Source organism: Burkholderia sp. Bp9143, assembly GCF_003853645.1.
In the GTDB taxonomy this organism is placed as follows: Bacteria; Pseudomonadota; Gammaproteobacteria; order Burkholderiales; family Burkholderiaceae; genus Burkholderia.
This window is the reverse complement of record NZ_QTPO01000045.1, coordinates 1-20,605: the sequence shown is the minus strand read 5'-3', so window position 1 is coordinate 20,605 and position 20,605 is coordinate 1. Positions and strand designations below refer to the sequence as shown.

Here is a 20,605-nt window from a genome sequence, read left to right as displayed (position 1 = left end):
GCCGATGATTGCAGGGAACAGGGCTACGACGACACGGGGTTCTTTCACGTGCATTCTCCTGAGCAAATCTGTCTGCCGCGCTGGCGCGGCGGTCAATCGATTCTATGAAATGCTAACTTAAGGCGACGTGAAGATTGTCCCTGATTGCGTCGCGATGCGAGCCGTGCCGCCGCCGGCTGCCCGATCAGCGGTCGACGCGCACGCATCGCGGACAGGGCGACCCTGTACGATCGCCACGCGCCGCGGTGTGCTGTCATCGCATCGTCACCGTCGCATCAGCCGACAGACAGATTGACGACAGGCGCGTTCAGCTCCAGTCGGAAGTTGACTCGTCCGGATCGACGAGCGTCAACCCGGCCGCCGGCAGCGGCAGCGCGGTCTTGTAGCGCACCTGCTTCAGCGCGAAGCTCGACCGGATGTTCGACACACCGGGAATCGTGGTCAGCCGCTCGATGATGAAGCGCTCGAGCGTGCGCATGTCGGGCATCACGACGCGCAGCAGATAGTCGGCGTCGCCCGACATCAGGTAGCACTCCATCACCTCGGGCCGCTGCGAGATCGCTTCCTCGAAACGCTGCAGCGCGTCCTCGACCTGCTTCTCGAGGCTGACCTGGATGAACACGTTGATCCGCAGCCCGAGCGGTTCGGGATCGAGCAGCGTGACCTGCTGCCGGAACAGCCCGAGTTTCTCCAGCGCGCGCACGCGGTTGAAGCACGGCGTGGCCGACAGGTTCACGGCACGCGCGAGTTCCGCGTTCGTGATGCGTGCGTTCTGCTGCAGCTGGTTCAGGATGCCGATGTCGATGCGGTCGAGCCGCCGCGGGTTTGCGCTCATGGTCTAAATATTCCGGAAGAGTGGCCACAACCGGAATATTTACACTATCGGCGTGCGAAATCCAAAGGAAATCAGACGCATATTTTGCGGATCGGCGGGTAGCATGATCCCACCGATTGCCACTGATTGCACGCCGCTCCGAACCGGCGTGCGGGAGACCTGCGATGACGGACCTGTCGAACGGAATCGACGCCACGCGGCGCGCGGGCGCGGCGCATGCCGACGCCGACCCGGAAGAAACCGCCGAATGGCTGGAGGCGCTCGACGCCGTCGTCGCGCACGTCGGCAAGGAACGCGCGCAGTACCTGCTCGGCCGGCTCGCCACGCATGCGCACACCCGCGGGCTCGCGGCGCCGCGCGGCCCCGTCACGCCGTACCTGAACACGATCGCCGCGCACGAACAGCCGCCCTACCCCGGCGACGCCGATCTCGAGGAACGGCTGTCCGCCGCGCTGCGCTGGAACGCGCTCGCGATGGTCGTGCGCGCGAACCGTGCATACGGCGAACTCGGCGGCCACATCGCGAGCTACGCGTCGGCGTCCGACCTGTTCGAGGTCGGCTTCAACCACTTCTTCCGCGCGGCGCCGGCCGACGCGGGCAACGAAAGCGGCCCGGACGGCGATCTCGTGTACTTCCAGCCGCATTCGTCGCCGGGCGTCTATGCACGCGCGTATCTCGAAGGCTTTCTCGGCGAAGACCATCTCACGCACTATCGCCGTGAAATCGCCGGGCCCGGGCTGTGTTCGTATCCGCATCCGTGGCTGATGCCGGACTTCTGGCAGTTCCCGACCGGCTCGATGGGCATCGGCCCGATCAACGCGATCTACCAGGCGCGCTTCATGCGCTACCTGCAGCATCGCGGGCTCGCGCACACCGCCGGCCGCACCGTGTGGGGCTTCTTCGGCGACGGCGAGATGGACGAACCCGAATCGCTCGGCGCGCTGTCGCTCGCCGCGCGCGAAGGGCTCGACAACCTCGTGTTCGTGATCAACTGCAACCTGCAGCGGCTCGACGGCCCCGTGCGCGGCAACGGCCGCGTGATCGACGAACTCGAGGCGCTGTTCGCCGGCGCCGGCTGGAACACGATCAAGGTGCTGTGGGGTTCCGACTGGGATCCGCTGTTCGCACGCGATCACGCGGGCGCCCTCGCGCGCGCGTTTGCCGACACCGTCGACGGCCAGTTCCAGACCTTCTCCGCGAACGACGGCGCGTACAACCGCGCGCGCTTCTTCAGCCGCGACCCGGCGCTCGAGGCGCTCGCCGCGCAGCTCACCGACGCCGAAATCGACCGCCTGCGCCGCGGCGGCCATGATGCGCGCAAGCTGCACGCCGCCTATGCACGCGCGCTCGCCCATCGCGGCCAGCCGACCGTGATCCTCGCGAAGACGATGAAGGGTTACGGGATGGGCACGGCCGGCCAGGGGCGGATGACGACCCACCAGCAGAAGAAACTCGACGTCGACGACCTGAAGGCGTTCCGCGACCGTTTCCGGCTGCCGTTGTCGGACCACGACGTCGAGCAGCTCAAGTTCTACAAACCGGCCGAAGACAGCCCCGAGATGCGCTACCTGCATGCTCGCCGGGCTGCCCTGGGCGGCTATCTGCCCAGAAGGCGGATGGCGGCGTCGCGGGGATTGACCGTCCCGCCGACGCCGGCCTGGGGTGCGTTCGCGCTGGATGCGGCGGGCCGCGAGATGTCGACGACGATGGCGCTCGTGCGGATGCTCGCCGCGCTGCTGAAGGATCCCGAACTCGGCCCGCGCGTGGTGCCTATCGTCGCCGACGAGGCGCGCACGTTCGGGATGGCGAGCCTGTTCCGGCAGGTCGGCATCTACTCGCCGCTCGGACAGCGCTACGAACCCGAGGATCTCGGCTCGATGCTCTACTACCGCGAGGACACGCGCGGCCAGATTCTCGAGGAAGGGATTTCGGAAGCCGGCGCGGTGTCGTCGTGGATAGCCGCGGCAACCGCATACAGCGTGCACGACCTGCCGATGCTGCCGTTCTACATCTACTACTCGATGTTCGGCTTCCAGCGGATCGGCGACCTGATCTGGGCCGCCGCCGACCAGCGCTCGCGCGGCTTCCTCGTCGGCGCGACGTCGGGCCGCACGACGCTCGGCGGCGAGGGCCTGCAGCACCAGGACGGCAGCAGCCATCTCGCCGCGTCGGCGATTCCGAACTGCCGCGCGTACGATCCGGCGTTCGCGTACGAAGTCGCGACGATCGTCGATGCGGGCATGCGCGAGATGGTCGAGCAGCAGCGCGACGTGTTCTATTACGTGACCGTCATGAACGAGAACTACGCGCAACCGTCGATGCCCGACGACGATCGTGCCGCACGGCGCGAAGGTATCCTGAAGGGCATGCACCGGCTGCCGTCCGCGTCGAACGCGGCCGCGCGCGTGCAGTTGCTCGGCGCAGGGGCGATCCTCGGCGAAGTGCTGGCCGCGCAGCGGATGCTGAAGGACGACTGGGGTATCGATGCGGCCGTGTGGAGCGTCACGAGCTTCAGCGAACTGCAGCGCGACGGGATGGAAGCCGAGCGGCTGTCGCGGCTCGGCGACGGATCGGCATCACCGTATGTCACGCGGATGCTCGAAGGAATGCACGGCCCGGCGGTCGCCGCGACCGACTATGTGCGCGCGGTGCCCGAACTGATCCGCGCCTACGTGCCGCGCCGCTACGTGACGCTCGGCACCGACGGGTTCGGGCGCAGCGACACGCGCGACGCACTGCGCGCGTTCTTCGAGGTCGATCGCGCGAGCATCGTGCTCGCCGCGCTGAAGGCGCTTGCCGATGACGGTGAACTCGATGCGGCGATGCTGCACACGGCGCGCGAACGGCTCGGCAAGACGGTGCGGCGGCCCGGCGGAGCGCCGTGGCAACGCTGAGCGCACACGCAATGTGTCGAGCGCTTTTTCAACCGTATCAAGAATTTTCGTCGAGTCTCCACTCGACACTTTTCCCGCGAGATAGTCGCGGAACACGAGCACACAATTTGAGATGGTGGGCGAAGACGAATAGCTAGAATAAGTCGATTCATCAGGAGAATTGCCCGTGTCAACACCGAGATGTTCGAGCTTATCGGAAGCGTTTCAAGCCAACATGACCGCACTGCATATGCCCGTTCCCACAACGCTATTCGCGACCCTGGAAACAGCGGTGGCGAGTGTCAGCACGATGATGGGCGCGCTGAACAAGCTAGGTCCGGATGCGACGGTCGCGGAATTGCTTGGCGCGACCACAAAACTCGAAGTGGCAACCGTCGTTGGGGCGATCCTCGGCAGCGCCTATCTGGGCGCGGTCATCGGTAGCCTGATGGTCGCGACAGATGCTGCGTCGGCATGCGGCATCGGCAAACACGGAAGCAATCTGTCCCTGGCGGTCGCGCAATGGGGCGCACGCTACCGCCTTGCGATACATCCGTTGATCATGGCGCAAATCCTGCGGCATCCCGAGTTCTCGCGCCCGGCCCGCATAGCTATCTCGGGTTGAAGGCAAACACTGCAATCCGGGGTGCGCGATGAAGTGGATCGTGGATCGCTTGCTTCTCATCGTCACGGCGTTGATTTGCGCCGCGGTAGGATGGACCATCATCGCCGCGACCGGCGAATGGTTTCCCACCCTGATGATGTTGATCGCGTTCGCTACGCTATGGGGCGATAACGCACGACTGCGAAAGCTGCTGGAACAAAACGGCATCGACCCGAGACGGCGCAAGCGGTAGCGAGTCGATTGGTCACGGCGACGAGCAAGGCCATGCCTGTACCGCCGTGTTCGAGCGCGTGGAGATTGGCTCTTGGTCATGCGGCGTCGCAGGTGAGTCTCCGTGTGCCGATCGTGCTCACTTCGTTTTTCCCGCATGCCACCAACACAGCATGCGCGGCCAGCCGCATCGCAATGCGCTACACCGGCAGCGCATGCGTCGACAGAATCTCCTTGAGCACCATGAACGAGCGCACCTGCCGCACACCGGGCAGGTATAGCAGCTGTTCGGCGTGCAGGCGATTGAAGCTCTCGTTGTCGCGCGTGCGGACCAGCATGAAGTAGTCGAATTCGCCGGTCACCACGTGACATTCGACGCACCCCGACACTTTCTGCGCGGCCTTCTCGAATTCGGCGAACGCCTCCGGCGTCGAACGATCGAGCACGAAGCCGATCACCACCAGCATCCCGGCACCGAGCGGCTTCGGGTCGAGCAGCGCGACGATGCCGCGGATCAACCCCATCTCCTTCAGCCGCTCGACGCGCCGCAGACACGCCGGCGCGCTCAGCTTCACCTTCGCGGCGAGGCTCACGTTCGAGATCGACGCGTCCTGCTGCAACTGCCGCAGGATCGCGCGGTCGATGCGATCGAGCGCCGGCGCGGCGTCGGCCGGCGATGCGCTGCCACGATCTAATTTCATTGCGTTACAACTCCATTTCGCGAACCAAAATTATCCACTCCATCTTTATCTCATCGATAACGTAGGTCTTCAAGAATTATTTCGCAAGCTCATTTCGTGCGGTTCTGCCTATCATTTTTCCATCGGGACACGGCGTGCCGGCCGCACCCGACCGATTCGAATTCCCGCCCACTGCCTTTCGGAGCTTGTCGATGAACCTGCAACGTTTCCCCCGTTATCCACTCACGTTCGGCCCGACGCCGATCCAGCCGCTCGAGCGCCTGAGCGCGCACCTCGGCGGCAAGGTCGAGCTGTATGCGAAGCGCGAGGACTGCAACAGCGGCCTCGCGTTCGGCGGCAACAAGACGCGCAAGCTCGAATACCTCGTCCCCGATGCGCTTTCGCAGGGCGCCGACACGCTCGTGTCGATCGGCGGCGTGCAATCGAACCAGACTCGCCAGGTCGCGGCCGTCGCCGCGCATCTCGGAATGAAGTGCGTGCTCGTGCAGGAGCACTGGGTCAACTATGAAGACCCCGTGTACGACCGCGTCGGCAACATCCAGCTGTCGCGGATGATGGGCGCCGACGTGCGGCTCGTCGCCGACGGCTTCGACATCGGCATTCGCCGCAGCTGGGAAGAAGCGATGGAAAGCGTGCGGCAGGCGGGCGGCAAGCCGTATCCGATTCCGGCCGGGTGTTCCGAGCATCCGCTCGGCGGGCTCGGGTTCGTCGGCTTCGCGGAAGAAGTGCGCGAGCAGGAAGCGCAGCTCGGCTTCAAGTTCGATTACGTCGTGGTCTGCTCGGTCACGGGCAGCACGCAGGCGGGGATGGTCGTCGGCTTCGCGGCCGACGGACGCGCGGATCGCGTGATCGGCATCGACGCGTCGGCGACGCCCGAGCGCACGCACGAGCAGATCACGCGCATCGCGCGGCACACGGCCGAGCTGGTCGGGCTGGGGCGCGATATCGACGAGAAGGACGTGGTGCTCGACACGCGCTATGCCGGGCCGGAATACGGACTGCCGAACGACGGCACGCTGGAGGCGATTCGTCTGTGTGCGCGGCTGGAAGGAATGCTGACCGATCCCGTCTATGAAGGGAAATCGATGCACGGGATGATCGACAAGGTGCGGCGCGGGGAATTCGAGCCGGGGTCGAAGGTGCTGTATGCGCATCTCGGCGGCGTGCCGGCGTTGAGCGCCTACGCGGAGATCTTCCGCAACGGGTGACGCGCATCCGGCGTCGATCCGGCGCGCGATTGCATGCGTCACGAGGTCGCGGCGGCCCGTGCGGAAATTGTCCGCATCGGGCCGCGATCGTTTGGGATTGAGCGCAACCCGCCCCCGCTTCCCGCCATTTCCGCGCTTCGTCCCGTCAAGAAGACGAGCCAATACGGATTGGCATCAAATCATTCGTACATGTACTAACCCCTGACGATGTCATTTAGTAGGCGTTCTATTTAAATCAGTACCCCACTTACCGAAAATTGACCCGGTCGATTCGATCGCAACGTTTCGCAAACATTCGCGCAATGCGAACGCGAATCCGAAAGCACCGGCGCAATGCGCCCGACCGACAGCAAGTCAAGCAGCGCCCCCGTCCATCGATTGCCAATTCCGCGCAATGAAGCAGCCACCTCCGGCATCCGCCGGATGTGCCTTCTTGCCCGCGGAATCGGGATGGCAACCGGCGCAGGGTCAACCAGAACGGTAGCAACAGGGTATATGGATACGTCTTTCGAAGCACGACGCGGGCACGCGTCGCAGAACGCCGGAGGGGCAATCGCCAGGGTTTCCGACGTCGTGCTGATTTCGGCCGGCGCGCTTGCCGCAACGCTGGTTTCGCCCGTCCCCGAACACGGCGGGGCCGCGGAACTCGCGAACGTCGCCTGCGCGGCAACGTTCGCGCTGATGCTGTTTCCTGCATTCCGCCTTTATCACGTGCCGGCCGGCCGATCGAAATACCGCGCCGCCGCCGTCACCGCCTTCGCATGGCTGCTTGCCCAGGCCAGCGCCGCGTTCGTGATGCATGCCCTCCCTCCCGCACTGAACGTTTCGCCCTACTGGCATCTGCTGTGGACGGCCCTGAGCGGCATCGCACTCGTCGCGTCGCGGCTCGTCGCCCGCACGACGCTCGACCGGATCGCGCGTGCCCAGGACGGTGACCGCCGCGTCGCCGTCGTCGGCGCGGGCACGCATCGCGACGCCCTGCTCGACCGCATCGGCCGGCTGCCGTCGGCCGGCTTTCGCGCGGCGGCAACGCTCGACTTCGGCGTCGTGACACACGGCGACCGCGTCGATGTCGCGTCCTTTCGCTCGCTCGACGCATTCGCACGACACGTCCGCACGCACGCGATTCCCGAAGTCTGGCTCGCGTTGCCGATCGACGAGGCCCGCACCGTGATGGCCGTGCTCGATGCGTTCAACGACGACCTCGTCAACATCCGGCTCGTGCCGGACGTCAGCAAGCTCGCGATGTTCGACGGCGAAATGATCGATCTGGTCGGCGCGCCCGCGATCAACCTCGTCGCGTCGCCGCTGTCGTCCCGCGCGCTGTTGCAGAAGGCCGTCTTCGACCGGCTGTTCGCGGCCGCCGTGCTGACCTTCACCGCGCCGCTGCTGCTCGTGATCGCGCTGGCGATCCGGTTGTCGTCGAAGGGGCCCGTCCTGTTCCGGCAACAGCGCAAGGGCGCCAACGGCAAGTCGTTCACGATCATCAAGTTCCGCACGATGCGGCTGCACGACGATCATCGCGCAGTGCGGCAGGCGACGCGGGACGATCCGCGCGTCACCCGAATCGGCGCATTCCTGCGCCGCACCAGCCTCGACGAGATGCCGCAGTTCGTCAACGTGCTGCGCGGCGAGATGTCCGTCGTCGGGCCGCGCCCCCATGCGCTCGAACACGACGACCTCTACCGGAAGATCGTCGACGGCTACATCCACCGCTATCGCGTCAAGCCGGGCATCACGGGCTGGGCGCAGATCAACGGCCTGCGCGGCGAAACCGATCGCGTCGAGAAGATGCAGCGCCGCGTCGAAGCCGATCTCTACTACTTGCGCAACTGGTCCTTCGCCCTCGACATGCGCATCGTCATGGCCACCGTCCTGCGCGGCTGGACCCACAGCAACGCGTACTGACACGCATGCGGCGCCTGCTCGAGCGGTCGCCGACTTACGATAAGGATTGCAAATGAAAACCGCACTGAACGCGCGGAGCGGCTCCGCGCATCCGGCCGTCGCGCGCGGGCTGCTGGCCGCGACGCTATGCATTGCGCTGTCGGCCTGCGCATTCGCACCCGGCATGCGCATGAGCACGGCGCCCGACTCGACCGGCGGCACAGCCGCCGACGGCGCGCCGCCGTTCCGGATGACGCGGATCGACGCCGGCCTGATCCGCCAGCTCGATGCACAGGCTGCCCGCCATCAGGGCATCCAGTCGGACCGGCTCGCCGCGCCTGCCGGCCCGTATCGGATCGGTGCCGGCGACGTGTTGCAGGTCACCGTCTGGGACCACCCGGAACTGGCCGCCGCGCAAGGCGCCGCACCGCAGGGCACGCCGCGCGCGGCCGACCCCGTCGCCGGTTTCGTCGTCGATCCGCAGGGCAACCTGTCGTTTCCGTTCGCGGGCGACGTGCCGGTCGCCGGCCTGACCGCCGACGCGGCCCAGGCCCGGATTGCCGGCGCGCTCGCACGCGTCTATCGCAATCCGCAGGTGACGCTGCGCGTCGCATCGTTTCGGTCGCAGCAGGTCTATATCGACGGCGAGGTTCGCACGCCGGGCGCGCAGCCCGTCAACGACGTGCCGATGACGCTCTACGAAGCGCTCGGCCGCGCGGGCGGCCTGAGCCAGACCGCCGATCAAAGCCGCATGACGCTCGTGCGCGGCGGCGAAACCTATCCGCTCGACCTGAGCCGGATGTTGCGTCACGGCCGCAATCCGGCCGATGTCGTGCTCGCCGCCGGCGACCTGCTGCACGTGCCCGCCCGCAGCGACTACGGCGTGTACGTGATGGGCGAAGTCAACAAGCCGGCGCTCGCGGTACCGCTGCGCGACGGCCACCTCACGCTCTCCGACGCGCTGTCGCAGGCCGGCAGCGTGAACGCCGGCACGGCCGACGCGGCCCAGATGTTCGTGATCCGCGGCTCCGGCACGGACAACCCGCAGGTGTTCCATCTCGACGCGCGCTCGCCGGTGTCGATGGTGCTCGCCAACGAGTTCGAGCTGCAGCCGAAGGACGTCGTCTATGTCGACGGCAACGGCCTCGTGCGCTTCAGCCGCGTGCTCAGTCTGCTGCTGCCGGGCGTCAATGCCAGCACGGCGGCCGCGCTCGCCATCAAATGAGGTCCGTCGCCACCCTGCTCGTCGTGTGCATCGGCAACCTCTGCCGCAGCCCGATGGCCGAGGCGCTCTTTCGTGCCCGGCTGCCTGGCGTCGACGTGCAGTCGGCCGGCATCGGCGCGTGCGACGGTCAGCCGGCCGATCCGCACGCCGTTCACCTGATGCGCACGCGCGGCTTCGACATTGACGCGCATCGCGCGCGTCGCCTGCCGCCGGCGCTCGCGGCGCGTGCCGATCTGATCCTGGTCATGGACCTCGCGCAGAAGCGCTGGCTCGAGCAGTGTCTGCCGGCGCTGCGCGGCCGCGTGTTCCGACTCGGCCTGCCCGATCCTTCGGCCGGCCTCCCGTCCGGCTTCGACGTACCGGATCCGTATCTCGGCCCGCGCGCGTCGTTCGAGCACAGCCTGCGGCTCATCGAGCGCGGCGTCGACGCGTGGTCCGCACGCATCGCGTCGCTGCCTCCTCCCACTTCTCCGCCTTCCGGATCGAACCGATGACATCCCCTCCCTCTCACGAGCGTCCGCACGATCGCGACGCCGAGCTCGATCTCGCCGGCGTGATCGACGTGCTCGTTTCCCGGCGCCGGCTGATCGCCGTCGTCACCGCGGCCTGCATCGGCGCCGGTTCGCTGTATGCATTCCTCGCGCACCGGCAGTACCAGGCCGACATCATGGTGCAGGTCGAGGACAGCGGCGACACATCCGCCGCCAAGAGCGTGCTCGGCGACGTATCGTCGCTGTTCGACGTCAAGTCGAGCGCCGCGGCCGAAGCGCAAATCCTTGCGTCGCGGCTCGTCGTCACGCGCGCGGTCGATGAATTGCGCAGCTACATCGTCGTCCGGCCGAAGCGCTTCCCCGTCGTCGGCGAATTCGTATCGCGCTTCAATCCGGGGATGACACGCCCCGGCGTGTTCGGTCTGGGCGGCTACGCATGGGGTCACGAGTCGGCCGAATTCACGCGCTTCGACGTGCCGAAGTCGCTCGAAGGCGAACGCTTCGAACTGTCGCTGCTGGACGCCGGCCGGTACCGCCTCACGGGTGCCGCGCTGCCCGCACCGGTGACCGGCACGATCGGCCGCCCGCAGGCTTTCGACACGGCCGACGGCCCGGTCGCGATCGATGTCGCGCGCATCGACGCGCTTCCGGGCACCCGCTTCACGCTCGTGCGCGAATCGCGCGCCGAAACGATCGACACGCTGCGTCGCGGGCTCGACGTCCAGGAAAAGATCAAGCAGTCCGGCGTGATCGTCGCGACGCTGCGCGGGAACGATCCGCAGCGCGTGCAGGCACAGCTGCAGGCCGTCGCGAGCCACTACATCCGCCAGCATATCGAGCGCAGGTCCGCCGATGCCGCGCAATCGCTCGCGTTCCTCAACGCGCAGTTGCCGGTGCTCAAGAAGCAGCTTCAGGATGCCGAGCAACGCTATACGAACCTGCGCAACGCGAACGGCACGATCGATCTCGACGCCGAAGCCAAATTGCTCCTGCAGCAATCGGCCGACACGGCGACACGCCGGCTCGAATTGCAGCAAAAGCGCGACGAGATGGCGTCGCGCTTCGCGGCAGGCCATCCCGACATGGTCGCGCTCGACGCGCAGATCGCCACGCTCGCGCGCGAGCAGCAGGGATTCGAACACCGTGTGCGCAGCCTGCCCGACCTGCAGCAGGACGCCGTGCGGCTGATGCTCGACGTGAAGGTCGATACCGACCTCTATACGGCGTTGCTCGCCAACGCGCAGCAGCTCGAACTGGTCCGGGCCGGCAAGACCGGCAGCGTGCGGATCGTCGACATGCCGATCGTGCCGGAGGACGCCGTCCGTCCGAACCGGCCCGTCGTGATCGCCGCGGCGGCGCTGGTCGGGCTCCTGCTCGGCGTCGCGCTGGCATTTGTCCGCGACTACCTGTTCGGCGGCGTGCGCGATGCCGACGAAATCGAGCGGCATCTCGGTATCGACGTCTATGCGACCGTCCCCGAATCCGCCGGCCAGCGGCGCGTCGCACGACACCTCGCGCAACGCCTGCCCGCGCCGCACCTGCTGAGCGCGCTGGATCCGCACGACCCCGCGGTCGAAAGCCTGCGCAGCCTGCACACCGCGCTGCGCTTCGCGATGCAGGGCGCGCGCAACAACGTGCTGCTGCTGACGGGCCCCGTGCCCGGCGCGGGCAAGTCGTTCGTCGCGGCGAATTTCGCGGCGCTGCTGGCCGCCGGCGGCGAACGCGTGCTGCTCGTCGACGGCGATCTTCGCAAGGGCTATCTGCACGAAGCGCTGGGCCTCCCGCGCGAATCGGGTCTGTCCGAACTGCTGTCCGGCGACACGACCCCGGAGAACGCGATTCACCGCAACGTTCTCCCGAATCTCGATTTCATCGCGACCGGCACGATGCCCGAGCATCCGGCGCAATGGCTCGCCGACGATCGCGTCGCGGCGCTGCTCGATGCGCTGTCGGCGCATTACGACCGCGTCGTGATCGACGCGGCGCCGATTCTCGCCGTCACCGACGCAGTCGCGCTCGGACGCCATGCGGGCACCGTGTTGCTGACCGCCCGAGCGGCATCGACACGTCTCGCCGAACTCGGCGAAGCCACCCGCCGCCTCGCGCACAACGGCATAGCCGCGAGCGGCGTGGTGCTCAACGGTGTCGATCCACGCACGGGCCGCTACGGTTCGCGCTACGGTGCGTACCGCTATGCGGAATACCGCTATGGGCCGCCGAGCGACGGTGCCGGCTCGCCGGTCCGCCGCGCGCTGCGGGCCTGCCTCTCCCGGTTGCATCGCGGAGGCACACGATGAGCGAAATCCGCCACCTCGAACGCACTGCCGCCGACGAAACCCGTCATGCACCGGTTCCGCACACCGCCGACACGCGCGCCCAAGGCGCGCCGCGCCTGCGCATCGCGCTCGTCGCGGAAGCCGCCGGCGGCGGCGTGGCCGTCCATCTCGCCGACCTGATCGACGGGCTGGGTGCGACCGACGGCGTCGAACTGCACCTGATCGTGCCCGACGGCGCGCGCTTCGACGCGCGCATCCTCGACGAACGCGTGCTGTCCCGCTGCGCGAGCGTGCATCGCATCCCGATGCAGCGGGCCGTTGGCTGGCGCGACGCGCTGGCCGTCGCGCGCGTGTATCGCTGCCTGCTCCAGATCCGGCCGGATGTCGTGCACAGCCACAGCTCGAAAGCCGGTGCGATCGCGCGCCTGTGCGTCGGGCCATGGCGGCAGGTCTATACGCCGCACGCCGTCTACACGCTCAATCCGTCGCTGACCGATGCGCAGCGCCGCTTCTACGGCACGATCGAGCGGTTGCTCGGCCGGCTGTGCACGCACCGGATCATCGCGGTATCGCATGACGAGGCACGGCACCTGCACGACGCGCTCGGCATCCCCGCTCACCGCGTGACGACGATCGTCAACGGTGTCAAGCCGCCGGACACGATGCCGCGACGCGACGCGCGGCAGGCGCTCGGCCTGCCGGACGACGCGATCGTCGTCGGCTTCGTCGGCCGCTTCGACCACCAGAAGGGCATCGACCGGCTCGTGCGAATCGCGCGCGGCGTCTATCGAAAATGCGGGCGCGGCGTGCAGTTCGTCGCGATCGGTTCCGGCGATTTCAATGCGGCGGCCGGCCCCGAGGCCGAGTATCTGCCGCCGAACCTTCACGTCGCGGGCGCCGTCGAGCGCGCGAGCCGCTACTTCTCCGCATTCAACCTGTTCGCGCTGCCGAGCCGCTACGAAGGCTTTCCGTACGTATGCCTCGAAGCGATGGCCGCGCGTGTGCCGATCGTCGCGTCGCGCGTTGCCGGTGCGGCCGAGCTGATCGATGCGTACGGCATCGGCATCGTCGTGCCGAATGAGGACGACACGACGTCGTTCGCGCGCACCGTCGTGGCGCTCGCCGACGACGCGGCGCAGCGCGATCGCATGCGCGCCAACTGCGCGGCGGCGCTCGCCCCGTTCTCGGCCGCGACGATGGTCCGGCGCACGCTCGATCTCTATCGCGCACTCGTCGTACAAGGAAAAACCGCATGACCTCATCCCCTCGTATCGCATTGCTGCATGCGTACAGCACGCGCAACTCGGGCGACGGCCTGCTCGTCGACCTGTCCGTCGGACTGCTGCGCGAGGCCTTCGGCGACGCGACCCGCGTGTCGATCGTCGCGGCCGACCCCGCATCGTTTCCCGCCTACGACGACGTGCGCGCGGCGCCCGTGCTCGCGGATCGCGGCTGGCGCAGGCTGACCGCCGCAGCCGGCGCCGTGCTGCACGTGCGCGCCAACGGCCGGCTGCGCCCGCTGGGCGAACTCCTCGACGAAGTCGACATGATCGTCGGCGTCGGCGGCGGCTACCTGCGCGCACGCAACACCATCGAAGCGCTCAAGCTGGAAGCGGGTCATCTACTGCAGATGCGCGCCGCCCGTGCGTCCGGCAAGCCGGCCGTCTACCTGCCGCAGAGCATCGGCCCGGTGATGTCGGCACGCCCTGTCGACGCGCACCTGCAGGCGCTGCTCGCGTCCTTCGACACGGTGTTCGTTCGCGACGATCGTTCCGCGGCCTGCCTTGCCGCGCATCCGAACGTGCGGCGTGCGCCCGACCTGGCGGTGCTCGATTTCGCGCATCGCCACGATGCGATCGTGCAGCGCGCCGCGCACGCCGACGGCCCGATACGGCATGTCGCGTTCGTGTTGCGCCGTGCGCCCGCGTGGAGCACGGCGCGGCGCAACCGCTACGACGCGGCGATCGCCCGGCTCGTCGAGCAGGTTCGCGAGTCGTGCCGGGTCAGCTTCGCGGTCCAGAGCACGGGGCGCGGCAACGACGATCTCGCCTACTACCAGAGCCTCGGCATCCGGGACGCCCTCGTTCCGCTCAAGACACTGCTCGAGCACGACCGGCCCGATGCGACGGTATCGGTCCGGCTGCACGGCGCGCTCGAATCGATCCTGCATGGCGTGCCGGCCTTCCATGTCAGCTACGAACGCAAGGGGTTCGGCGCGTATGCGGACCTGCGGCTCGACGACTGGGTCGTCAACGGAGCGGATTTCGATCCGTCGCGCGTGACCGCGACACTGTTCGCGCCCGGCGCGACGACGGCATTCTGGTCCGCCGCGAGCGCCGGCCTCGCACCGATCCGCACGGCGCGCACCCGCGTGATCGACGCGCTGCGCGCCGCCCTTCACACCGACCGGGCGGCCCGATGCTGACGCGCCTCGTGCTCCGATTCTCGGCGCTCGGCCTGAAGTTCGCGCTCACGATCGTCATCGTGCGCACCATCGGCTTCGACGCGGTCGCGGCCTACGGGCTCGCGGTCGCCGCGTCGGTCATCGCGTCGAAAGCGCTCGGGCTCGGCTTCGGCCCGGAACTCAACCGCAGGCTGAGCGAGGCCGACCCGCTGGACGCGATCGGCCACGCGCGCACACTCGGCATCGGCTACGGCGCGCTGTACCTGATGATCGCCACGGCGTTCGCCGTCGCGACGACGAACGCCGCGGTCGTCGCGCTGCTCGACCGGTTCGCGCTGTCGACGCCGCTCGCGTGGTGCGTGCTCCTCGTCGCACTGTCCGAGCACGCCGCGTTCGAAGTCAACGGCTGGCTGTTCTCGCTGCACCGGCCGCGCATCGGCGCGATCCTGCTGTTCGTGCGCACCGGCGCGTGGTCGGGCCTCGCATGCGCCGGCCTGCTCGCCGGCGCACTGCAGTCGATCGAGTCCGTGTTCGCGCTGTGGATCGCGACCAACGCGATCGTCGTCGCGATCGCATGGCGAAAGATCGGTGCGTTCGCGCAACGCACGCGCGGCATCGGGTTGCCGGCCCCCGTGCAACGTCCGCGGCGCATGTGGGGCGTCTGGCGGCACGGCCTGCCGTTCTATGTGGCTGCCGTGATCCTGTCGTCGCTTCAATACGCGGAGCGCTTCATCGCCGGCAGCCGCATCGGCGCCGACGCGCTCGGCCAGTACGTATTCGCGTGGTCGATCGCGAATGCCGTGCAGACGGTCGCGTTCGCGACGGTGGTCGTCACGGCCGGCCCGCGCCTCGTGCGCACGCTCGCCGACGCGCCCGACGCGTTCCTGCGCCGCACCTTGCACGCGGTCGCGGCCAGTGCCGTCGTCACGCTGCTCGTGTCGACCGGCATCGTCGCCGTCCATCGCGAACTGTTCGCCCTCGCGCACGAGCCGGGCGGGTCGGGCCAGGTCGCGCTGCTCGTGGTGCTGCTCGTCTCGTTCGTGCTGCGTGCGGCCACGGACGTTCTGTGGACTGCCGCGATCGCGCTGCGTGCCGGCGGCATCGTGCTCGCCGCGATGGCCGGGCTCGCGCTGCTTTACGTGCCGGTCGCCGGACATCTGATCGGCGTGTCGGGCGCCGAAGGCGCGGCGTTCGCGCACCTCGTGGCAAGCATCGCCATCGCTGCCGCGCTCGCGCTGATCGTCGTGCGCCGCGCCGGCGCGCGACGCGCCGAACGGGCGACGGAGGGGCCGGCACATGCTGGATAAACTGCTGCGCGCCGGCCCGCGGCTCAGTACCGGGATCACGCGCGCGATCGCCGCGCTGGCCGTGCTCGCGTACTGGATCATCTATGCCAAGGCCGGCGCGCTCCTGCCGGAATTCGTATTCCGGGACGCGGAGAAGATCCAGAGCCAGATCGGCGGCGCGAACACCTACGAAGGCACGTCGTTCGACGCGGTGGCCAAGTTCTACGCCGCGCTCGGCACGACGGGCACGCACCTGTTCGTGGCCGCCGTCGGTGCGCTGTGCATCTGGCGCACGCTCGGCCACGGCAGGCGCGCGGGCTCGCTCGCGGCATGCATCGTCCTGCTCGCGCCCTGCGTGTTCTTCAACCTGTTCGTCGCGAGCAAGGACACGATCGTCGTGCTGATGGCGATCGTGCTGAGCGGCGTCGCGCAACGCCGCTCGACGGCCGCGGCGCTCGTCGCGGCCGTCGCGCTGTACGGCGGCTACGCGCTGCTCGTCCGCGGCTATTTCGCACTGATCCTCGCGCTCGCGCTCGCCGTGCTGCTGTTTCGGCGCGCATCGTGGCGCGGCAGGGTATCGCTGGCGCTGGCCGTGCCGGTCGTGCTGTTCCTGCTGCCGAACGATGCGTACTACCTGCTGCAACATCCGCGCGACATGGCCGCCGACTATCTCGCATACGGCTCGCCGTTCGGCGCGCGCACGAGTTTCCGCAACCCGCTGCCGCCGGATTCGTTCCTGGCGTTCTGCGCGAACTACGCGTACGGCGTGCTGCGCCTGAACCTGCCGGTACTTTTCATGCCCGGGCCGAAGGAATTCGCGATGCAGGCGTTCGTCTGGATCGCGCTGGCCGCCGCATGGCGGCACGGGCGCGGCAACGCACTGGCCCCCGCCGATCTGCTCGCGTGCCTCGTCATCGGCCACGTCGCCGTATCGATGCTGTTCGAGCCCGATCTCGGCAGCTATACGCGTCACCTGTCGAGCGTCGCGCTGTTCTGCGCGTTGCAGTTCGACGCGCGCGGGCCGCGCCGCTCGCGCCCCGGCGGCGCGCCGAACCCCGGTCCCGGCGCGCCGCGCCCATCGTCACGACTTTCCCGTTTTCGCCCATGAACACGCTCGACCGCCCCGGTGCCTTCTTTCCGAATATCCAGTGCGCGCGCGCCTGCGCGGCGCTCGCGGTTGTCGCCTATCACATGAACGTCCTGCCGTCCGGGCAGGCCGGCGTCGACGTGTTCTTCGTGATCAGCGGCTTCATCATGTCGCAGGTCGCGCCACGCGAAGGCCGCGCGTTCCTCCGCAAGCGGCTGGTCCGGATCGTGCCGCTGTACTGGCTGACGACGCTCGGTGTGTACGCGATCGCGGCATGGCAGCCGCTGTGGCTGAACTCGACGACCGCGCGCTTCGACTATCTCGTCAAGTCGCTGCTGTTCATTCCTTACGTGAAGGAGAACGGTCATTGGGGACCGTTGAACCTGAACGGCTGGACGCTCGAGTACGAAATGCTGTTCTACGTCGTGGTCACGCTCGCGCTCTTGCTGGTGCGCGGCCGCCACGCGACCGCGTTCGCGGCGCTGCTGCTCGCGCTGTTCTGTACGTATGTCGCCGTCCACGGCACGCGCAGTGCGCTGGCCGATCATCTCGGGCAGCCGTTCGTGCTCGAATTCGGTCTCGGCGTGCTCGCACATCGCGTGCTCGCGTCCGGAATCGCCAGCCGCGTCGCGCCGCGTACATGGATCGGGCTCGTTGCCGCGAGCGTGGCGGCGATCGCGCTGCTTCCGTTCGTCGGCGGCACGCCGGCCGGTTTCGCCCGCGTCGCGGGATGGGGCGTGCCGGCGTGCGTGCTGATCGTCGCGCTGGTCGCGCTCGACCTGAACGGCCGCTCCATCACGAACACGCTCGCCGCGGCGCTCGGTGCGGCCAGCTATTCGATCTATCTGCTGCATCCGTACGTGATCGGCATCGCGACGCGCATCGCGGGCGTGCGTGCCGATCTGGGGACGCCGCTCGGTATCGTGACGACGTCCGCCATCCTGACCGTCGTATGCGTGGCCGGATATGCCTGTCACGTCATGATCGAAAAACCGATGCTGGCGATGTTCGACGGGCGCCGCAAGCGACCGCGACGCGCGCCGACGGCAACCTGAACGCGCCGTCGCCGCCGTGCGACCAGTCCCGTCGGGCGGATCGCGCCGGCCACGCTGCTTCGCACATCGGCCGGCGTCCGAAACCGCGCACAATCGCGGCCGGAATTTCAGGTCATGACAACAATCGTTGCCTTCGCATCGCCGTCCGATACGCCAACGCATGCGCCGAACGCACATCGGGACAAGAATCAGGCAAGACAGAGGTTTCCGGGATGCGCGCTCGTACTCGTTCAATATCCACGCCCGCAACCGTTTCGTAATATCCCCGCCTATATCAACGGACCGGCACAGATGCTTGAGATCGGTCCACATTTTCCGATCCGGGGTGGGATATTCAATTCATCCGTCGCACTCGAGCGCCGGCGGCCGTCTGCCTATCGACCGCCATCTCCGGTTTGCCGGCAACACCTCAGCCGGCAAACCTCGCCATGTCGCGCACGCGTCGCGACCGCCACGCCGGCGCCCGCGCGTGGCGTCACTGGCGCTTCGCCGCGGCGCTGCTCGTTCCCGGCCTCGTCCATGCTCAGCCCATACCGAGCGCCGGACAATCGATGCGCGACATCGAGACCGAGCGGCCGTCGCTGCCTGCCGCCGCCGGCCCGAAGATCAACATCGCGCCCACCGAACCCGAGCCTGCCGCAAACGATGAAACGGGCCCGCGCGTCACGGTCAGCGCATTCTCCATCGAAGGCAATGCGGCCATTCCCGCCGCACGGCTCGCCCCGCTGCTCGGCGATCTCGTCGGCCGCGAGCTGAGCTTCGGCGATCTGCAACAGGCCGCCAACCGGATCACGGCGTACTACCGCGCACACGGCTACGTCCTCGCCCGCGCGTATCTTCCCCGCCAGGACATCGAACACGGCATCGTGCGCATCGCCGTCGTCGAAGGCCGCTACGGACAGATCGAATGGCACAACCGCACGCGCGTGCTGGACCGCGCGCTGCGTCAACCGCTTGCGTCGCTGCAGCCCGGCGAGATCGCGCACGGCAACCGTCTCGAGCGCAGCCTCATGTTGCTGAACGAGATGCCCGGCGTCGATGCGAAGGGCACGCTGCGCCCCGGTGCCGAACCCGGCACGACCGATCTCGTGATCGATGCCGAACCCGGTCGCTTCGCCACCGGCTCGATCGAACTCGACAACTTCGGCGATCCGCTGACCGGCCGCTACCGCGCGACCGGCAGTGTCGACGTCAATGCGCCGCTGCGCGTCGGCGATCGCTTCTCGCTGCGCGGACTGACGAGCAACACGAATCAGCGCTATTACCGCACGTCGTATCAACTGCCCGTCGGCCCCGCGTCGACGCGCGTCGGCGTCGCGTATTCCGACATGGACTACCGGATCGGCGGCAGCCTCAAGGATCTCCGCTATCACGGCGGCGCCGACGTTCGCTCCGCGTTCGTCACGCAGCCGCTGCTGCGCAGCAGGCGCACGAGCCTCGACGCGCAGGTCGTCTACGAAAACAAGCATCTGCGCGACGTGTACGGCACGTTCGACGTGGTCAACGACAAGACCGTCGATCTGTGGTCGTTCGGCGTGAGCGGCAACCATCAGGACACGCTCGGCGGCGGCGGCCGGACCGGCTTCTCCGCCACGCTCGGCATCGGTCACCTGAGCGGCAACGATCCGCTCGACATGGACTACTACGTCCATACCCACGGCCAGTTCGCGAAGCTGAATGTCAGTGCGCTGCGGCTGCAGGCGCTCGGCTCGCGATTCCAGCTCTACACCCAATTCAGCGCACAACTGTCGTCGCGCAATCTCGACTCGTCGGAAAAATTCAGCCTCGGCGGCCCGTACGGCGTGCGCGCATTCGCACTCGGCGCCGGCAGCGGCGACCAGGGCTGGCAGGCCACGGCCGAACTGCGCTATCTCGCCGCGCCCGGCTGGCAACTGAGCGCGTTCGCCGACACGGGACGCATTCAACTCAGCAAGCAGCGATGGTCACGCGAGCGCAACACCGTGCAGTTGTCGTCGCTCGGCCTCGGCGTGAACTGGTTCGGCACGCGCCATCAGGTCAGCGTCACCGCCGCACTGCCGGTCGGTTACGCCGATCCGGTCGCGTCGGCCACGCGGTCGCCGAGTGTCTGGTTGCAAGCCGCCCAGTATTTCTGAGCGGCGCTGGATGCGCGGCCCGCCACCGGGTGGGGCCGCAAGTAGCACGGGCGGCGTAGCCGCCCTCACCGTCGGAAGCGTGCATGTCGCGTCTTTCCGATTTTTCCACTTCGTTAGGTATACGTATCAATACGAAGTGGTCACCCTGTACTTTTCCAGAGGAACGTCATTTCATGAACAAGACCTACGCACTGGTCTGGAACCAGACCCAGGGATGCTGGAGCGCCGTCGGGGAAACCGCGCGCCGGCGCGCCAAGCCCGGCAGCGCCAAGCGCGTCGCCGCCGCTCTCTCGCTGCTCGGCTTCACCGCCCTGCCCGCCTTCGCGCT

General features: G+C 67.9%; 17 protein-coding genes. 15 read left to right on the top strand and 2 right to left on the bottom strand.

What is annotated here, in order from left to right:
• Positions 1-307 precede the first annotated feature (307 nt).
• The gene (locus DIE23_RS28725; protein ID WP_124615199.1) at positions 308-835 is read right to left on the bottom strand and encodes an Lrp/AsnC family transcriptional regulator; all 528 of its coding nucleotides are present in this window, start codon (positions 833-835) and stop codon (positions 308-310) included.
• A 164-nt stretch (positions 836-999) separates the two neighbouring features.
• On the opposite strand from DIE23_RS28725, the gene mdeB reads away from it, so the two are divergent.
• From mdeB to DIE23_RS28710, 3 genes are all read left to right on the top strand, one after another.
• Positions 1,000-3,729, top strand: a complete 2,730-nt coding sequence (gene mdeB / locus DIE23_RS28720; protein WP_124615198.1) for an alpha-ketoglutarate dehydrogenase — start codon at positions 1,000-1,002, stop codon at positions 3,727-3,729.
• Positions 3,730-3,943: 214 nt separating this feature from the next.
• Positions 3,944-4,333: a hypothetical protein gene (locus tag DIE23_RS28715; protein ID WP_260436186.1), complete on the top strand. Its 390-nt coding sequence runs from the start codon at positions 3,944-3,946 to the stop codon at positions 4,331-4,333.
• Between the two features lie 28 nt (positions 4,334-4,361).
• Positions 4,362-4,565 carry a hypothetical protein gene (locus DIE23_RS28710; RefSeq protein ID WP_124615197.1) on the top strand — a complete coding sequence of 68 codons (204 nt, stop codon included), beginning with the start codon at positions 4,362-4,364 and terminating at the stop codon, positions 4,563-4,565.
• Between the two features lie 178 nt (positions 4,566-4,743).
• On the opposite strand, the gene DIE23_RS28705 is transcribed toward DIE23_RS28710, so the two are convergent.
• Positions 4,744-5,244, bottom strand: a complete 501-nt coding sequence (locus DIE23_RS28705; protein ID WP_059696097.1) for an Lrp/AsnC family transcriptional regulator — start codon at positions 5,242-5,244, stop codon at positions 4,744-4,746.
• A 191-nt stretch (positions 5,245-5,435) separates the two neighbouring features.
• Between DIE23_RS28705 and DIE23_RS28700 the strand changes: the two genes are divergently transcribed.
• From DIE23_RS28700 to DIE23_RS40760, 12 genes are all read left to right on the top strand, one after another.
• Positions 5,436-6,452: a 1-aminocyclopropane-1-carboxylate deaminase gene (locus DIE23_RS28700; RefSeq protein ID WP_124615196.1), complete on the top strand. Its 1,017-nt coding sequence runs from the start codon at positions 5,436-5,438 to the stop codon at positions 6,450-6,452.
• Between the two features lie 495 nt (positions 6,453-6,947).
• Complete coding sequence (locus tag DIE23_RS28695) at positions 6,948-8,360, top strand: undecaprenyl-phosphate glucose phosphotransferase (RefSeq protein ID WP_124615195.1); 1,413 nt, start codon at positions 6,948-6,950, stop codon at positions 8,358-8,360.
• A gap of 52 nt (positions 8,361-8,412) precedes the next feature.
• On the top strand, positions 8,413-9,564 hold the full coding sequence (locus tag DIE23_RS28690) for a polysaccharide biosynthesis/export family protein (RefSeq protein WP_124615194.1): 1,152 nt from the start codon (positions 8,413-8,415) through the stop codon (positions 9,562-9,564).
• A complete protein-coding gene (locus DIE23_RS28685) occupies positions 9,561-10,058 on the top strand; it encodes a low molecular weight protein-tyrosine-phosphatase (RefSeq protein ID WP_124615193.1) in 498 nt (165 codons plus the stop codon). The genes DIE23_RS28690 and DIE23_RS28685 overlap by 4 nt, the downstream gene beginning before the upstream one ends.
• Positions 10,055-12,352 (top strand): polysaccharide biosynthesis tyrosine autokinase, encoded by a 2,298-nt coding sequence (locus DIE23_RS28680; RefSeq protein ID WP_124615192.1) that lies wholly within the window; start codon positions 10,055-10,057, stop codon positions 12,350-12,352. Before DIE23_RS28685 ends, DIE23_RS28680 begins: the two co-directional genes overlap by 4 nt.
• Positions 12,349-13,587, top strand: a complete 1,239-nt coding sequence (locus DIE23_RS28675) for a glycosyltransferase (protein ID WP_124615191.1) — start codon at positions 12,349-12,351, stop codon at positions 13,585-13,587. The genes DIE23_RS28680 and DIE23_RS28675 overlap by 4 nt, the downstream gene beginning before the upstream one ends.
• Positions 13,584-14,756 carry a polysaccharide pyruvyl transferase family protein gene (locus tag DIE23_RS28670; RefSeq protein WP_124615190.1) on the top strand — a complete coding sequence of 391 codons (1,173 nt, stop codon included), beginning with the start codon at positions 13,584-13,586 and terminating at the stop codon, positions 14,754-14,756. The genes DIE23_RS28675 and DIE23_RS28670 overlap by 4 nt, the downstream gene beginning before the upstream one ends.
• Complete coding sequence (locus tag DIE23_RS28665) at positions 14,750-16,042, top strand: polysaccharide biosynthesis protein (RefSeq protein ID WP_124615189.1); 1,293 nt, start codon at positions 14,750-14,752, stop codon at positions 16,040-16,042. Before DIE23_RS28670 ends, DIE23_RS28665 begins: the two co-directional genes overlap by 7 nt.
• Positions 16,032-17,129: a hypothetical protein gene (locus DIE23_RS28660; RefSeq protein WP_260436185.1), complete on the top strand. Its 1,098-nt coding sequence runs from the start codon at positions 16,032-16,034 to the stop codon at positions 17,127-17,129. The genes DIE23_RS28665 and DIE23_RS28660 overlap by 11 nt, the downstream gene beginning before the upstream one ends.
• A complete protein-coding gene (locus tag DIE23_RS28655) occupies positions 17,126-18,163 on the top strand; it encodes an acyltransferase (protein WP_124615188.1) in 1,038 nt (345 codons plus the stop codon). Before DIE23_RS28660 ends, DIE23_RS28655 begins: the two co-directional genes overlap by 4 nt.
• Before the next feature lie 428 nt (positions 18,164-18,591).
• Positions 18,592-20,277 (top strand): ShlB/FhaC/HecB family hemolysin secretion/activation protein, encoded by a 1,686-nt coding sequence (locus DIE23_RS28650; RefSeq protein ID WP_311767834.1) that lies wholly within the window; start codon positions 18,592-18,594, stop codon positions 20,275-20,277.
• An 83-nt stretch (positions 20,278-20,360) separates the two neighbouring features.
• Positions 20,361-20,605: ESPR domain-containing protein (locus DIE23_RS40760; protein WP_311767833.1), on the top strand; the 245-nt coding region annotated here is incomplete at its 3' end.

Excerpts from the sequence above, each read along its gene's own strand:
- DIE23_RS28725 (WP_124615199.1), bottom strand. The coding sequence starts at position 835 with ATGAGCGCAAACCCGCGGCGGCTCGACCGCATCGACATCGGCATCCTG.
- mdeB (WP_124615198.1), top strand. The coding sequence starts at position 1,000 with ATGACGGACCTGTCGAACGGAATCGACGCCACGCGGCGCGCGGGCGCG.
- DIE23_RS28715 (WP_260436186.1), top strand. The coding sequence starts at position 3,944 with ATGACCGCACTGCATATGCCCGTTCCCACAACGCTATTCGCGACCCTG.
- DIE23_RS28710 (WP_124615197.1), top strand. The coding sequence starts at position 4,362 with ATGAAGTGGATCGTGGATCGCTTGCTTCTCATCGTCACGGCGTTGATT.
- DIE23_RS28705 (WP_059696097.1), bottom strand. The coding sequence starts at position 5,244 with ATGAAATTAGATCGTGGCAGCGCATCGCCGGCCGACGCCGCGCCGGCG.
- DIE23_RS28700 (WP_124615196.1), top strand. The coding sequence starts at position 5,436 with ATGAACCTGCAACGTTTCCCCCGTTATCCACTCACGTTCGGCCCGACG.
- DIE23_RS28695 (WP_124615195.1), top strand. The coding sequence starts at position 6,948 with ATGGATACGTCTTTCGAAGCACGACGCGGGCACGCGTCGCAGAACGCC.
- DIE23_RS28690 (WP_124615194.1), top strand. The coding sequence starts at position 8,413 with ATGAAAACCGCACTGAACGCGCGGAGCGGCTCCGCGCATCCGGCCGTC.
- DIE23_RS28685 (WP_124615193.1), top strand. The coding sequence starts at position 9,561 with ATGAGGTCCGTCGCCACCCTGCTCGTCGTGTGCATCGGCAACCTCTGC.
- DIE23_RS28680 (WP_124615192.1), top strand. The coding sequence starts at position 10,055 with ATGACATCCCCTCCCTCTCACGAGCGTCCGCACGATCGCGACGCCGAG.
- DIE23_RS28675 (WP_124615191.1), top strand. The coding sequence starts at position 12,349 with ATGAGCGAAATCCGCCACCTCGAACGCACTGCCGCCGACGAAACCCGT.
- DIE23_RS28670 (WP_124615190.1), top strand. The coding sequence starts at position 13,584 with ATGACCTCATCCCCTCGTATCGCATTGCTGCATGCGTACAGCACGCGC.
- DIE23_RS28665 (WP_124615189.1), top strand. The coding sequence starts at position 14,750 with ATGCTGACGCGCCTCGTGCTCCGATTCTCGGCGCTCGGCCTGAAGTTC.
- DIE23_RS28660 (WP_260436185.1), top strand. The coding sequence starts at position 16,032 with ATGCTGGATAAACTGCTGCGCGCCGGCCCGCGGCTCAGTACCGGGATC.
- DIE23_RS28655 (WP_124615188.1), top strand. The coding sequence starts at position 17,126 with ATGAACACGCTCGACCGCCCCGGTGCCTTCTTTCCGAATATCCAGTGC.
- DIE23_RS28650 (WP_311767834.1), top strand. The coding sequence starts at position 18,592 with ATGTCGCGCACGCGTCGCGACCGCCACGCCGGCGCCCGCGCGTGGCGT.